We start from the raw sequence: 13,170 nt of genomic DNA, 5'->3' as shown, positions 1-13,170 counted from the left end.
TCGGAATCCCCCAAAACGAGCTTTATCGATTCAGCAATTTATCGACGTGTCCTAAGGTGCGGCGATATTCAGGTGAGGCCGGCCTGCGAATGGGGCGGCCTGATCTGAATCTCGACACAGCTGAAGCCCGTACCGAAGATCTGCGGATGACGACCACAAGGATCAAGACATGAAACATTCACCGGCCGAAATCCTGCGCGAATACGGACCCTTTCCCGGCGTGGAGCGGATACATGGGGTGAGTTTCGACGGCGAGAACGTCTGGTTTGCCTCGGGCGACAGGCTGAACGCCTTCGACCCGCAAAGCGGGCAGACGCTGCGTTCGATCGATGTCGCCGCACATGCCGGCACGGCCTTTGACGGCCGGCATTTCTTCCAGCTCGCCAATGACCGCATCCAGAAGATCGATCCCGATACGGGCGCGGTGCTTTCCACGATCCCGGCGCCCGGCGGCGGCCGCGATTCCGGGCTCACCTGGGCCGAAGGCACGCTCTGGGTGGGGCAGTACCGCGAGCGCAAGATCCATCAGATCGATCCCGAGACCGGGAAAATCCTGCGCAGCATCGAATCCAGCCGCTTCGTCACCGGCGTGACCTGGGTGGATGGCGAGCTGTGGCACGGCACCTGGGAGGGCGACGAGAGCGATCTGCGCCGCGTCGATCCGAAAACCGGCAAGCTTCTGGAGAGGCTCGACCTGCCTGATGGCATGACCGTCTCGGGGCTTGAATCCGATGGCGGCGACCGCCTGTTCTGCGGCAGCACATCCACCCCGGTGGTGCGGGCGGTGCGCCGGCCGAAATGAGCCGGTTCCCCTGACGAAGACATCAGTCCGCGAAACCGCCGGCGAATTTATCCGCCGGTGACTGGTCGTCGTCCAGGCTGGTGCCTAGATAGGCTGGGTCGGGCGGCCGCCCGGACATTTCTTCGCAAAGGATCCCGACCATGCCCGAACTGATCACGCTGAACGACGGCACCGCCATTCCCCAGCTAGGCCTTGGCGTGTGGCAGGTCGATCGCGGGATTACCGCCGATGTGGTGGGCTGGGCGATCAAGGCCGGCTACCGGTTGATCGACACCGCCCAGGGCTACCAGAACGAGGAAGGCGTCGGCGAGGCGATCCGCGCCGCCGATGTGCCGAGGAGCGAGCTGTACATCACCTCGAAACTGCGCAACGGCGCGCACGAGCGCGATGCGGCGCTCCGCGCTTTCGACGACACGATGGAAAAACTCGGCATCGAGCAGATCGACCTGTTCCTGATCCACTGGCCGGTGCCCAGCCGCGACAAATATGTCGAGGCCTGGAAGACCCTGATCGAGCTGAAGCAAGCCGGCCGCATCAAGTCGATCGGCGTTTCGAATTTCAACAAGGATCATCTGGAGCGCATCATCGGCGAGACCGGCGTGGTCCCGGTGGCCAACCAGATCGAACTGCATCCACGCTTCCAGCAGCGCGCGCTCAGGGAATTTCATGCCGGGCACAACATCCAAACGGAGAGCTGGAGCCCGCTCGGCAGCGGCCGGCTGCTCGGCGACCCGACGATCGCCGGCATTGCAGCCAAGCACGGCAAATCCGCCGCGCAGACGATCATCCGCTGGCATCTCCAGCAAGGGCTGATCGTCATCCCGAAGTCGGTGCGCCAGGACCGCATCGCGGCCAATTTCGACGTCTTCGACTTCGAACTGGACGCGCAGGACTTGGAGACGATCGCCGGCATGGATTCGGCCGACGGACGGGGTGGACCTAACCCGGCGACGGCGGCTTTCTTGTTCTGAGAGGATGAAACGGCCGGTCTTCCTTTTATTGGGGGAGATCGGCCGTTCGCGGCGCCTGTCCCGAGACCATGACGAATCGCGAAACGCGCCGCCTCAATCCGGCAACTCGACCATCACGGCGCCGTCTTCCAGGCGCGCCGGATAGCTCTTGAGGTTGATGCAAGGCGGCAGCCGCTTGGCAGCCCCCGTGCGATAGTCGAAGGCGCCGGAGTGCTTGGGGCATTCGACCTCGTAATCCATCACCAGCCCGTCGGCGAGGTGGACGGCCTCGTGCGTGCACAGCCCGTCGGTGCAGAACACCTCGTCATCGGGCGAGCGGAAGATGGCGTAGGTTCGATCGCCATGGTCAAAGCGGCGCGCGCCTTCCTGCTCGATGTCGTCGAGGCCGCAGGCCCTGATCCAGCTCGGCATTTTCTCTCCTTGAAATTCGATGGCGACAGGGGTCCGGAACGGCTTGACCGCCCTGACCCCTTGATTGCGGATCAGTTCTTGCTGAGGTAGTCGGCGGCGTTGGCCGGCGTCACCAGTTCGAACGGCACGTAGACGATATGGTCGACCTTCTCGCTCTCGGCGAGCGCGAGAGCCGCGTCCACGCCGCCTTGGCCCCTGGCGTTCTGGAACACGGTGACCTTGGCGCGGTCCTGCATGCCGTGCATGAGCAGCGTCTGGAAATTGTTGTCGAAGTTGACGATGCTGACGCCGATCTTGGCGGCGAAGGCCGATGTCGACATCAGCGTCGCCAGCGCGGTTGAGATGAGAAGTCTCCTCACGGTTTCCTCCTTGCGGATGGAGTGCCGGCTCACCCCCTTTTTGTCACCGGCCCTTTCGGGGTGGCTGGATGGATGGCCGAGCCATCCACTGGCGGTCTGGTCGGGCCGCGGTCAGGGAGCGGCGTTGGCGCGCGCCTTCTTCTTCTCGTAGCGGGCCTGCATGCGGGCCTCGCCATCCTTGCTGCCGTCGTGGAAAGTGCCGAACCATCTGTCGAACGGGATGAGCCCGTCGCCGTAGTTCACCTCGAAATATTTGTGGTGGAGGTAGTGGATGTAGGCGTGGCTATCGACTGACGTGTCCTCGGTCAGTTCCACCTTGTCGAAGCCGACATGGCCGGGAATGGCGCCGAAGCCGGCATAGTGGAGCTGGTAGAGCGCCAGCAGCGGGTTTGACGGGATGATCAGGTGCCAGAAGGCGACGCCGAGGTAGCCGAACTGCTCCACCGGGTGCATCGACAGCGACGACCACGGCGAGGGGTTGACCGAATTGTGGTGAACCGAATGCACCCATCTGTAGAGCGGTCCCCAATGGATGAGCCGGTGCAGCAGGAAGAAGTGCGTCTCGTGGATGATCGGCACCGCCAGCGCGAGGCAGAACAGGTAGACCGGATGTTCCGCGAAGGTCAGCCACGGCACGTAGCCATTGGCGTAGAGATAGAGGATCGTCACCTCGATCGCCGTCCAGATCGGCATGCCGGTGCCGAAGGTGCGCAGCATGTTGTCGACGTTCTGGCTTTCGAAGAAGAACGCCTTGCTCTTCTGCTCGGATGGCCATTTGCCGTTGTATTTGAAGCGGTTGCCCTGGCTTCTCAAGATGTAGAGTCGAAGTTCGAAGACACCAAAGAACACCAGCAATGCCGCGCAGTTGACGAGGAACAGCCGCAGGATCCAGCCCCAGCCCATCGTCTTCATCACCTCGACGTCGGGCAGCACGAAGCGCCACCAGGCGACCGCCGAGAGCGCGAACAGGACGTTGTATGGCAGGAAATAGTGCGGCAGCCATTTCAAGAGCGCCAGCGGTCTCGGCGGGAAGGTGAACAGCGGCGCGGTGCCGGCGGGTTCGTTCGGAGCCCAGTCGCCGCGCTTGTTGCGTGTGCCGTACTTCAAATCGTCCATGGCGGTCTCACAACGTCTTGGTTCAGGGCAGGACTTGGTTTCACAAGGACTGGGCGAGGGTGAGGAAGCGGTCATAGGCGGCATCGTCCATATCCACCTGGTGCCGCGTTTCGGGATAGAGGCCATCGGCCACGTCGCGGCCGAAGGCGCGGAAGGCAGCGATCCGCTTTTCCTGCAGTTCGGCTTCCAGCGTGACGAAGTCGGCATAGCGCCTGGCGTGGCGCGGATAGTGGCCGGTATGGGTGCCGAGCACGTCGGAGGAAAACAGATATTGGGTGTCGCAGGCACTGCCGCAGCCCATGCCCATGGTGATCAGCGGCGTCGCGCGGGTGATGTGGTCGGCAAGCCTGACTGGCACCACTTCGACCTCGATGCAGGCCGCGCCCGCATTTTCGAGATCCTTGGCGGCCCGCAGCACTTTTACGGCCTCGTCGGCCGATTTGCCGATGGCGCGGAAATTGGTCCAGGTGGCGCGGTTGGGCACCAGGCCGACATGGCCGGTGACGGGAATGCCTTCGGTCGCCATGGCCTCGATGAAGCGCGGCGAATGCGATGAGTAGACCGCATCGGCGCCCCGCTTCATCATCGCAAAGCCGAGACGCACCGCCTCGTCGGGCGAGGCGACCGCGCCATGCGGCATCCCGACGGAGAGAAAAGCGAAGGGTGCAGCTTGGCGAATGGCTTCGAGATGGTGATCGGGTTCGCAGGACAGGATGACGATATCGCAGGCGACAGCAGCCGCCGCCTCGGCAGGCGTGTCGACATGCAATTGCAGCCATTTCCTGCTGCCCTTGGCGCTTTGCAGGTCGTGTACCGTCAGCCGTCTCGTCACCAGTGATCCTCCCATTTGCGAGAGGCGTATCATCGCGGCCGCCGGAAGGCCGCTGGTTCCTTGATCAAATCAGATCAAAGGTTCTCGGCGGTGAAGGTGATGAAGCGGATCGGCGGGTTGTCGATCGGCAGGTCATGCAGGCCAAGCCGGGCCAGGATGAGGTCGATGGCGCGGCGTGCCTGCGCTTCCGGCGCCTGGTCGAGCACGACGTCCATGGTCCCCGCGCGCAGGGCCGCGCGGCTGCGTTCGGTCAGCTCGTGGCCGACGAAGAAGATTTCGTGGCGGCGCGGATGGCGGGTCAGCACCTCGTTAAGCGAGCCGTTGCCGCCACCGGCATTGTAGAAGCCGGCGAGGTCGGGGTGCTGGCGCAGGACATCGACCAGAAGATCGGCGCTGCGGTGACCCTCATCGTGACCGAACAGCACCTCGACGAAAGCCTGGTCGGCGCGCGGATGCTCTGACAGATAGTCGGAAAAACCACGGATGCGGTCGCGGTGCACCTGGTAGATCTGGCTGTGGCAGAGTGCTGCGATACTGCCGCCACGCGTCTGCATGCGGCTCATCAGTTGGGCTGCCACGCGGCCGGCCGCGTAGTTGTCGATGCCGACATAGTCGGCTTTCGAGCCGGCGATGCGGGTCACGACCTGCACGGTGGGGACACCCTGCGCCTCGACTTGTGCCAAGGCGGCCCGGATCAGCGGGTCGTCCGGCACCGCCAGGATCAGGCCGCCGCGACGCATGCCGGGTTCGCGGATACGCCGGGCGATGGCGGAGGCATCTTCCTCGTCGAGGAACGTCCGGTGCACGGCTACCGTGCGGTCGAGCGTCGCGGCAATGCGCTCGAAGGCCCGGGAGAGCCGAGAGAAAAAGGTCGAGTCCGGCCGTACCAGGATGACCTCGATACGGATGATACCACGATGCGCGTCCGGCAACCGGCGCGGATAATCGAGCGAGCGCGCAGCGGCAACCACCTTTTCGACGGTCTCGGGGCGCACGCCACCACGGCCGTTGAGCACGCGCTCGACGGTTGCCGTGCCGACCGCCGCACGGCGGGCGATGTCGGCGAAAGTCGGTTTGGCGATGGCACCCTCCCTGATGCGATTTGATCAGGGAGATATCATGTTTTCCTGCGCGAGGCTTCATGCACCATGGCGGCGGGGCTGGCGAAGCTGCCAGTTTCCCTCAGGTGGAAGATCGGCAGCCAAGCCCGTTTCGCTAGATCCCCGAGCCGTCCAGCTGCTGCGCGTCGTCGCCTTCCCAGGGCGCCGGCATCGAGCCGCCGCGGCTGAGGTTGGCCGAGGGCAGGGGCATCCAGCACTTCAGTTCCGGTTCGGCATATTCGACGACGCGGCCGGGCGAGGAGTCCGATGCCCGCCAGCCTTCACCGGCGAACTGGTCGCCGCGCGACCAGTAGGCGAGGTCGACTTCCGCCGGCCCCTGTTCGGAGGGACGGACCGTGACCAGGATCCGGCTGCCGTCCTTGGGCGCCGTCGACATGTGGCGCCACCGTTCGGGCTCGTCCATCGCAAATTCCTCCTGCCTTGGTGCGAGGTGAAGTGTCGCCTCGCCATCAATGGTGGTCAACCCACACTTTGCCGGATTGCAGCTGTCAGCCGCGTCCTTGGTCTGGCATGTTCGCCAGGACGAGGAGAGGCATTGCATGAGTGACAAGGTCGAGGCGGTGCCGGGCGGAATGAAACTGTACTTCAGCCGCAATCCCAATCCGCGCCTGGCGGTTGCGACGGCGCGCCATCTCAAGGCGCAGGTGACTTTCGAATTCGCATCACCCTTTGCGCCGGGGCAAGCGGAGCGATTCCGGCCGCTCAATCCCAGCCTCTCCATTCCCATCCTGGCATGGCCGGGCGGCAGCCTGTGGGAGGCCGACGCCATAGCGTGCCGGCTGTCGCGCGTGGCGCGTTCCGACTTCTGGCGCACCGGCGAGGACGAGCCCGACATGATCCGCTGGCTGAGCTGGGGCAAGGAGAATTTCATGCGCGCCTGCGACACCGTGCATTTCGAGCGGGGCACCAAGCAGCGCTATGGCATCGGGCCGATCGACGAGGACAAGGTGCGGGAGGGGCTGGAAGAGTTCCACAAGGGGGCCGCGATCCTGGAGGCGGAACTGGCCCGCCGGCAATGGCTGGTCGGAACGTCGCTTTCCTATGCCGATTTCCGCATGGCGGCCTTCCTGCCCTTCAACGATGCCGCCGGCCTGCCGCTCGGCGACTATCCCGCGCTCTTCAGCTGGTATCGCCGGCTCGAAGCCATCGACGCCTGGCGCGACCCTTTCGAGGGGCTGGATGCGCCTGAACTGCCGCCGGTGAAGCCCGCCTGAGACAAGGCGCGGAATGGCGACCAGGCTAAGGCGAGGATGAAGGCTTCGCCCGGCCGGGATGCTCATTTCGCCTGGGCGAGCTGCTGTTGCACCAGGCCGAGTTCCTTCTCGTAGAAGCCCTCGAAGCCGGAGGAATAATGCTGCTCGCGAAAGATGTCGCGGGCGGCGATGAAGGCGTCGCGGGCCGCGAGCAGGCTGGCCTTGTCATGGGTCTTGGCGCCGATGGCGAGCAGGATCTCGCCACGCACCGAATGAGTCTTGCCCCAAATGACCGGCGACTTTTCGCGTGTCAGTTCGGTCAGCGCCAGGTCCATCTGCTCCAGCGCCTTGCGGTAGCGCGGCACGCTGTTCTCGGCGTCACCCATGAAGCGGTAGGCGCGGCCCTGATTGTAGGTGATGGTCGCCCAGGTGAAGGGGTCCTGCTTGCGGGTGATCACCTCATGCGCCTTGTCGAAAGCCGCGAGAGCCTGCCCGAAACAGTCCGGGCATTTGCCGCGCTGGCCCAGCGAGAGCAGCACGGAACCGAGATTGTTCTGCGTGTTGGCCCAGTCGACCGGCTGGGTCTGGCGGCTGCGAACCTCCAGCACGTCCTGGAAGGCGGCCCGCGATGCCTCCAGTTTCTCCGTGCCGCCCTCGATCTCGCCCAGTTTCTGTAAGGCGACGGCGAGGTTGGCCAGCGCCATCGCCCATTGCACCGGCACCTTGTCGCGCGTCCAGACGGTGAGTGCGCCGTGGAAGGCCTCGATCGCGGCGGCGTAGTTCTTCCTGGCATCGCCGGAGTCGCCGAGCGCGGTGAATTCATTGCCGATGTTGTTCTGCAGCCCGGCCCATTCATCGGGATTTGTCTTCTTCGTGTAGACCTTGGTCGCCTGGCGGAAGGCGTCCATCGCCTTGGCGTAATAGGCCGTGCCGCCGGCGCGCTGACCCATCAGGTCGTAGGCGTTGCCGAGATTGATCAGCACGGTGGCCCACAATACCGGAGCGCGCTTGCGGGTGAAGACATCGAGCGCGTCCTCGTAGACCTTGATCGCCTGCTCGACGCGCGCCGTACCGTTTTCGCGCGCGGCCAGTGCCGTCAGCGTGATGCCTTCGTTGATGGCGACGCCAGCCGGGCCGCCGGTGAAGGCGCCGACGCCGGGAAGCAGCTTTGCCGCTTCATAGACGTCCACCGCCTGCGACAACGCCGCGTTCTCGCCCTTGATCATGCCCTGGTCGGTCAGCGCGTCGCCTTCGAAGATCTTGTAGATGAAGGCGGTCTTCGGGTCCCAGCGCTCCACCTGGCGGAAGGCGTCCTCGTAGCGCTGGGCGGCGGTGCGGTAGTCGAAATTGAGGATCGCGGTGCGGGCATGATCGGCAAAGGTGCCGGCCAGTTCCAGGCGCCTCTGCCTGATGTCCGCCTCGGCCTCGTCGAGTTGCGTGGCGATCTCCTCGGCGCGCGCGCTCGCCTTGGCGCGGAAGGTCAGCGCGAGCTGGATGGCGCCTTCCGATTGAGCTCGGTCGGCAAGGCCGGAAAGCCGAATCAATTCCGGGTCCTGCCTGGTTTCGGTGTCGTGCCGGTCGAGGATTTCGCGCAGCTTCTGTGCGCCCGCCGCGAGCTGCGCCCGCAGATCGGCCGGACCGGCAGACGTGTCGACCTGCAAGGCGCCGAGCATGCCGTAGAGCTGATCGAGAGACACATCGTTCTGTGCCGCCACCGTCTCGACCATGGAGCGCTGCTCGGCCGGCGTCGCGGCGATGGTCAGCAGGAGCTTGCGCCGGGCCGAGCGGATCGAGGCCTCGTCGCTGCCGGTCTCTTCCGGTACCTGGCCGAAATAGAGCAGCCGCCGCAGGCTGGCATTGGTCCAAGGCAGTTGCCGGCCGCCGGTCTTCACATAGACCTCCTCGGCGACCATGGTCATGACGTCGCCGAAGGCGAAGCCGCCGGCCGCGAGGTGTTTCAGGAGCGCCGCGGCATAGGGGCTGTTGCCGCCGGGCTCGCCGTCCAGCGCCGCGTGGCCGGGCTCGGCGGCAAAGCCGATAACCTCGCCGAGGCTCTGCGGCGCACCGGATGCATCCGCCAGCGGCGCCGCGCCGCGCGCCAGGTCAAGTCCAGCGGCGGCGACCGGTGCCGCGCCGGAAGGGGCGGTCAGCGTCGCGTCTGGCGGGAACGGGTTGGAGCGGCAGGCGTCGAGCAGCAGGATCGCCACCGGCACGCTGGCCCTGAGCTCGGCCAAAAGAGCGGAGACCGGCACCAGCCGGTTCGCCGGATCGGCAAGCGAGGAGGCGTCCGCCTCGACCGGCACCAGGTAGTTCTCGCCACCGGCCTCGATGCCATGGCCGGAATAGTAGAGCAGCGCGACATCGGCGCCGGCCGCGTCCTCGACGAAATGCTTGAGGCCGCGCGCCAGGCGAGGCCCGTCGCCATCGGGAATGGAGCTGACCTCGAAGCCGAGGCTGGTCAAAAGCTGGGCAACGGCGCGCGCGTCATTGGCCGGGTTGGCAAGCGCGGGCAGGGACCGGTATTGCGATTCGCCGATGACGAGTGCCACGCCGCGCAGCGGCCTGGCGTCGTAGGCCCGCGCCGGCCATGCCAGCGCTAAGGCCAGTGCCAGCAGCAATGCAGCGCAAAGAGCAAAGCGACGCCAACCCGCCATGCACCACCCCGATCAGCCCAGCCCATGCTAACCGGCACAAAGTGGCGGCTCAATGACCAAAAGGTTTGCCGAATGGCGGAAAACTGACGACCGGCGCATACGAAACGAAACTTGAAGACGCCGGCCGCCATTGGGGGCGTTGGGGTGCATCCCGTTGGGGCGCGATGCAAGGTCAGGCTAAACGGATGGCTGGCCTCTGCAATCGCAACGCCGGCCGATGGTGAATGAGTGGTTACTATCCACAGGGGCGGCTGGCGGCGGCCGTTCCTGCCGGCCCTTCCCTCACAACTGTGCGCAACGCCGGGCTGCCGGCCATCGGTGCTCGACGGGCCGCGCCTGGGTTGCTAAGCCCCATGCCGCGCAGGAGACCTTTTTGAGTCGAGACATGACCGTTGCGATCGAGATGGGACACACCACGGCGGGCGCCCCAGCAAACCTCGATCTCGAGGAACTGCTGGCGACCCGCCTTCTGGTGCAGGGCAATTCGGGCTCCGGCAAGTCGCATCTTCTGCGCCGTCTGCTGGAACAGAGCGCGCCCTGGGTGCAGCAGACCATCGTCGATCCCGAGGGCGACTTCGTCTCGCTTGGCGAGCGCTACGGCCACCTGGTGATCGATGCCGAGGAGCATACCGAGCGCGGCCTGCAGGCGGCCGGCGAGCGGGCGCGCATCCACCGCGTCTCCACCGTGCTCAACCTCGAAGGGCTCGACGCCGAAAACCAGATGCGGCGCGCCGCCGCCTTTCTCGGCGGGCTGTTCGAGGTCGCCCGCGACCACTGGTACCCGATGCTGGTGGTGGTGGACGAGGCGCAGCTGTTCGCGCCGGCGGTGGCTGGCGAGGTTTCCGACGAGGCGCGCAAGCTTTCGCTCGGCGCCATGACCAACCTGATGTGCCGTGGCCGCAAGCGCGGGCTCGCCGGCATCATCGCCACGCAGCGTCTGGCCAAGCTCGCCAAGAATGTCGCGGCGGAAGCCTCCAATTTCCTCATGGGCCGCACCTTCCTCGACATCGACATGGCGCGCGCCGCCGATCTGCTCGGCATGGAGCGGCGCCAGGCGGAAGCGTTTCGCGACCTGGAGCGCGGGCAGTTCATGGCGCTGGGGCCGGCGCTGTCGCGGCGGCCGCTCGGCCTGCGCATCGGCCCGACCGACACCAGCCCGCGCAACGGCACGCCGCGGCTGATGGCGATGCCGGAAGCGGCCCTCGAGGACGCCCGCGCGATCATTCTGGCGGCGCCGCCGCCCGAGACGGTGCGCACGCCGCGCCGGGTGGCGTCGCCGGACCTGCTCGACCAGCTGATGGCGGCGAAGTCGGCGGCGCTGGAAATCCGTCCCGAACCGCCGGAGCCGCAAATCAGCGCCGAGGACCTGGCGGAGCGGCGCGAGCGGGTCGACCGCGTGCTGCGCGCCATTTTGGAGCAACCGGACGCCGGCTTTCGCGTGATCGGCGTGCTCTACCAGGAATTCGTGGTGCGCTGCCGCATCGAGGGCCTCGCCTCCGTGGTGCCGGACCTCGCCGAATTCCGCCGCATGCTGACGCGCGCCCGCGCCGGCCTCGGCTCCGAGACGACGCAGGACGATGCGTGGCGGGAGGTTTCCGTGCGCGCCTCGCTGCTGCCCGACGATATGCAGGGCGTGTTCATGATGATCGCGCGCGCGGCCAAGGAAGGCTGGCCGTGCCCGAGCGACGCCGCGATCGCCCGCGCCTATGGTTCGCACTCGCTGCGCCGCGCCCGCCGCCTGCTGACCTATATCGAGGAGCAGGGCCTGATCGTCTGCCAGGTCGACGGCATGGGAAAGCGCACCGTGACGCTGGTCGAACTCGCCTGGGCTACGGCGCCCGGCGACCCCAATGCCGAGGAGGCGGAGCAGGGGAGCCTGGCGCTGTGAAGGGCGGCTATGGCGCGTGCGACTCTTGGTGCGACACGCGCCCAGCGAAGACCGGTCAGCCCGCCGCCGCAATGCCGGCGTGGTGGCTGCCCAGCTGCCACAGGGGCAGGGGGAACCGCCCATGCTGGACTTCGAGCAGGCGAAAACCCGCCCCGCCGATCAGGCGCAGCGGATCGCGGTTGAGGTGGCAGCCGCCGGCGATCGATCCCCACAGCCGGTTCAGCCGCTCCTGCCAGCGGCGGCCGCGCGGCCCCTCGGCCTGGCCGTGCTCGATGAAGATCAGCCGGCCCGTCGGCTTCAGGACGCGGCGGATTTCTCCGAGCGCGGCCTGAGGGTCCGGAATGGTGCAGAAGGCATAGGTGACGACCACCGTGTCGGCGAAGCCGTCGGCCAGGGGCAGGCTTTCGCCGCCGGCGCGTATGCATTCGACTGGGAATGGCATGGCGCGGCTCTTGGGTGCCGCGAGGCCGAGCATGGTGCCATCGGGGTCGACGCCGACCAGCCGCTCCACCCTGGCGGCGTCGTAATAGGGGAGGTTGAGGCCCGAGCCGAAGCCGACCTCGACGACGACACCTTCAGCTCGCGGGATGACGCGCTTGCGCATCCGTGAAAAGGCGCCGGCCGAACAGCCGGCATGGACGAAATAGGGGGCGACGCAGCGTGCGTACCAGGAAAGGCAGGTCTGGCACATGGCTCAGCCTCCATGCCCGGCGGCTGGGGCGGGGCCCATGGCAAGAGGTGTGCGAAGGCTTGATGTATTGACCGGTGACATTTCTCGCTCCAAGGGAGTTGATCGAGCCGGATCGGCTTGATTTCGCGGGGATGGATAGAAGGCCGGCGTCCCCTCAACGTCCTCTCCTTGCGCGGCCGCGTGCGGATCGATGGAGCTGATTCAACTCAGGCTTCTGGGGTTTCCGGAGTTCCGGCTGAACGGGCAGCGGATAGAACTCGCCTTGCGCAAGGCTGCGGCGCTCGTCATCTACCTGACCGAGGCCGGCGGACCCGTGGCGCGCGACGTCGCCGCCACGCTGCTGTGGCCTGAGGCCGACGCGGAAGCCGCCCGCGCCCGCCTGCGGCGCACGCTCTACAAGATCCGCATCGCGTTCGGCGAGGAAATCATATCGGCCAGCGCGGCATCGCTCAGCCTGCGCCCGGCAGTCGAGGCCGACTCCATCGCCTTCGACCATGCCTGCGATGCCGGGCTGCTCGACGAGGCCGCCGGCCTTTACACCGGCGACTATCTCGCCGGCTTCGCGCTGCCGGATTGTCCCGAATTCGAGGAATGGGTGTTCTTCCGCCGCGAGGCCCTGCGCAGCCGGCTGGTGCAGGCGCTAGAGCGGCTGGTGGAAGCCAGGATCGACGGCGGTGAACCGCGCGGCGCCGTGATGCACGCCACGCGCCTCGCCGCCCTCGACCCCTTGAGCGAAAGCGCGCACCGCCATTTGATCCGCGCCCATCTGGCCGCCGGCGACCGGGCGGCGGCCGAGCGCCAGGGCGAGGCCTGCGTGCGGCTGCTGCGCGACGAACTCGGCGTGGCGCCGGACCCGGCCACGCTCGCTCTGCTGCGCGCCAGCGATGACGAGATGCCGAGAACCCGCTATGTCGCCGTGGACGGCATCCATATCGCCTACCAGACGATAGGCAGCGGCCCCGCCGACATCGTACTGGTTCCGGGCTTCATCTCGCATGTCGAGCGGATCTGGGAAGACAGGAGCTGCCGCGCCTGGCTCAGCGCCGTGTCGCGGCTCGGCCGGCTGATCCTGTTCGACCGGCGCGTCATGGGCCTGTCCGACCGCATCGCCGTTCTCGACTACGGCCGCAAG

At 66.5% G+C, this 13,170-nt stretch carries 13 protein-coding genes; 5 read left to right on the top strand and 8 right to left on the bottom strand.

Annotated elements, in window-relative coordinates; all coding sequences use genetic code 11:
* Positions 1 to 169 precede the first annotated feature (169 nt).
* The gene (locus QQK95_RS12205) at positions 170 to 802 is read left to right on the top strand and encodes a Vgb family protein (protein WP_284272553.1); all 633 of its coding nucleotides are present in this window, start codon (positions 170 to 172) and stop codon (positions 800 to 802) included.
* A 140-nt stretch (positions 803 to 942) separates the two neighbouring features.
* On the top strand, positions 943 to 1,773 hold the full coding sequence (locus QQK95_RS12200) for an aldo/keto reductase (protein ID WP_284272552.1): 831 nt from the start codon (positions 943 to 945) through the stop codon (positions 1,771 to 1,773).
* A 93-nt stretch (positions 1,774 to 1,866) separates the two neighbouring features.
* Here the strand turns inward: QQK95_RS12200 and QQK95_RS12195 are convergent, their stop codons facing one another.
* The 6 genes from QQK95_RS12195 to QQK95_RS12170 all read right to left on the bottom strand — a co-directional run bounded on the left by QQK95_RS12195 (position 1,867) and on the right by QQK95_RS12170 (position 6,015).
* On the bottom strand, positions 1,867 to 2,184 hold the full coding sequence (locus tag QQK95_RS12195) for a MocE family 2Fe-2S type ferredoxin (RefSeq protein ID WP_284272551.1): 318 nt from the start codon (positions 2,182 to 2,184) through the stop codon (positions 1,867 to 1,869).
* 71 nt (positions 2,185 to 2,255) lie between these two features.
* The gene (locus tag QQK95_RS33475; protein ID WP_409371682.1) at positions 2,256 to 2,543 is read right to left on the bottom strand and encodes a hypothetical protein; all 288 of its coding nucleotides are present in this window, start codon (positions 2,541 to 2,543) and stop codon (positions 2,256 to 2,258) included.
* Positions 2,544 to 2,654: 111 nt separating this feature from the next.
* Entirely contained in the window at positions 2,655 to 3,659 is a 1,005-nt protein-coding gene (locus tag QQK95_RS12185) for a sterol desaturase family protein (protein ID WP_284272549.1), read from the bottom strand.
* A gap of 40 nt (positions 3,660 to 3,699) precedes the next feature.
* Positions 3,700 to 4,491 (bottom strand): 3-methyl-2-oxobutanoate hydroxymethyltransferase, encoded by a 792-nt coding sequence (locus QQK95_RS12180; protein ID WP_284272548.1) that lies wholly within the window; start codon positions 4,489 to 4,491, stop codon positions 3,700 to 3,702.
* A gap of 74 nt (positions 4,492 to 4,565) precedes the next feature.
* Complete coding sequence (locus QQK95_RS12175) at positions 4,566 to 5,573, bottom strand: LacI family DNA-binding transcriptional regulator (RefSeq protein ID WP_284272586.1); 1,008 nt, start codon at positions 5,571 to 5,573, stop codon at positions 4,566 to 4,568.
* A 133-nt stretch (positions 5,574 to 5,706) separates the two neighbouring features.
* Positions 5,707 to 6,015 carry a hypothetical protein gene (locus QQK95_RS12170; RefSeq protein ID WP_199641822.1) on the bottom strand — a complete coding sequence of 103 codons (309 nt, stop codon included), beginning with the start codon at positions 6,013 to 6,015 and terminating at the stop codon, positions 5,707 to 5,709.
* Positions 6,016 to 6,184: 169 nt separating this feature from the next.
* On the opposite strand from QQK95_RS12170, the gene QQK95_RS12165 reads away from it, so the two are divergent.
* Entirely contained in the window at positions 6,185 to 6,826 is a 642-nt protein-coding gene (locus QQK95_RS12165; protein ID WP_284272585.1) for a glutathione S-transferase family protein, read from the top strand.
* Positions 6,827 to 6,888: 62 nt separating this feature from the next.
* Here the strand turns inward: QQK95_RS12165 and QQK95_RS12160 are convergent, their stop codons facing one another.
* Positions 6,889 to 9,459 (bottom strand): caspase family protein, encoded by a 2,571-nt coding sequence (locus tag QQK95_RS12160; RefSeq protein ID WP_284272544.1) that lies wholly within the window; start codon positions 9,457 to 9,459, stop codon positions 6,889 to 6,891.
* A 385-nt stretch (positions 9,460 to 9,844) separates the two neighbouring features.
* On the opposite strand from QQK95_RS12160, the gene QQK95_RS12155 reads away from it, so the two are divergent.
* The gene (locus tag QQK95_RS12155) at positions 9,845 to 11,347 is read left to right on the top strand and encodes an ATP-binding protein (RefSeq protein WP_284272541.1); all 1,503 of its coding nucleotides are present in this window, start codon (positions 9,845 to 9,847) and stop codon (positions 11,345 to 11,347) included.
* Positions 11,348 to 11,402: 55 nt separating this feature from the next.
* Here QQK95_RS12155 and QQK95_RS12150 read toward each other — a convergent pair whose 3' ends face one another.
* On the bottom strand, positions 11,403 to 12,038 hold the full coding sequence (locus tag QQK95_RS12150) for a class I SAM-dependent methyltransferase (protein ID WP_284272539.1): 636 nt from the start codon (positions 12,036 to 12,038) through the stop codon (positions 11,403 to 11,405).
* 190 nt (positions 12,039 to 12,228) lie between these two features.
* Here QQK95_RS12150 and QQK95_RS12145 point away from each other — a divergent pair.
* Positions 12,229 to 13,170, top strand: a 942-nt coding sequence (locus QQK95_RS12145; protein WP_284272537.1) for a bacterial transcriptional activator domain-containing protein, incomplete at its 3' end; no start/stop codon positions are given.

The organism is Mesorhizobium huakuii, assembly GCF_030160235.1.
Lineage (GTDB): Bacteria > Pseudomonadota > Alphaproteobacteria > Rhizobiales > Rhizobiaceae > Mesorhizobium > Mesorhizobium huakuii.
The sequence above is the reverse complement of the archived record's forward strand: the minus strand, read 5'-3'. Positions and strand labels throughout refer to the sequence as shown.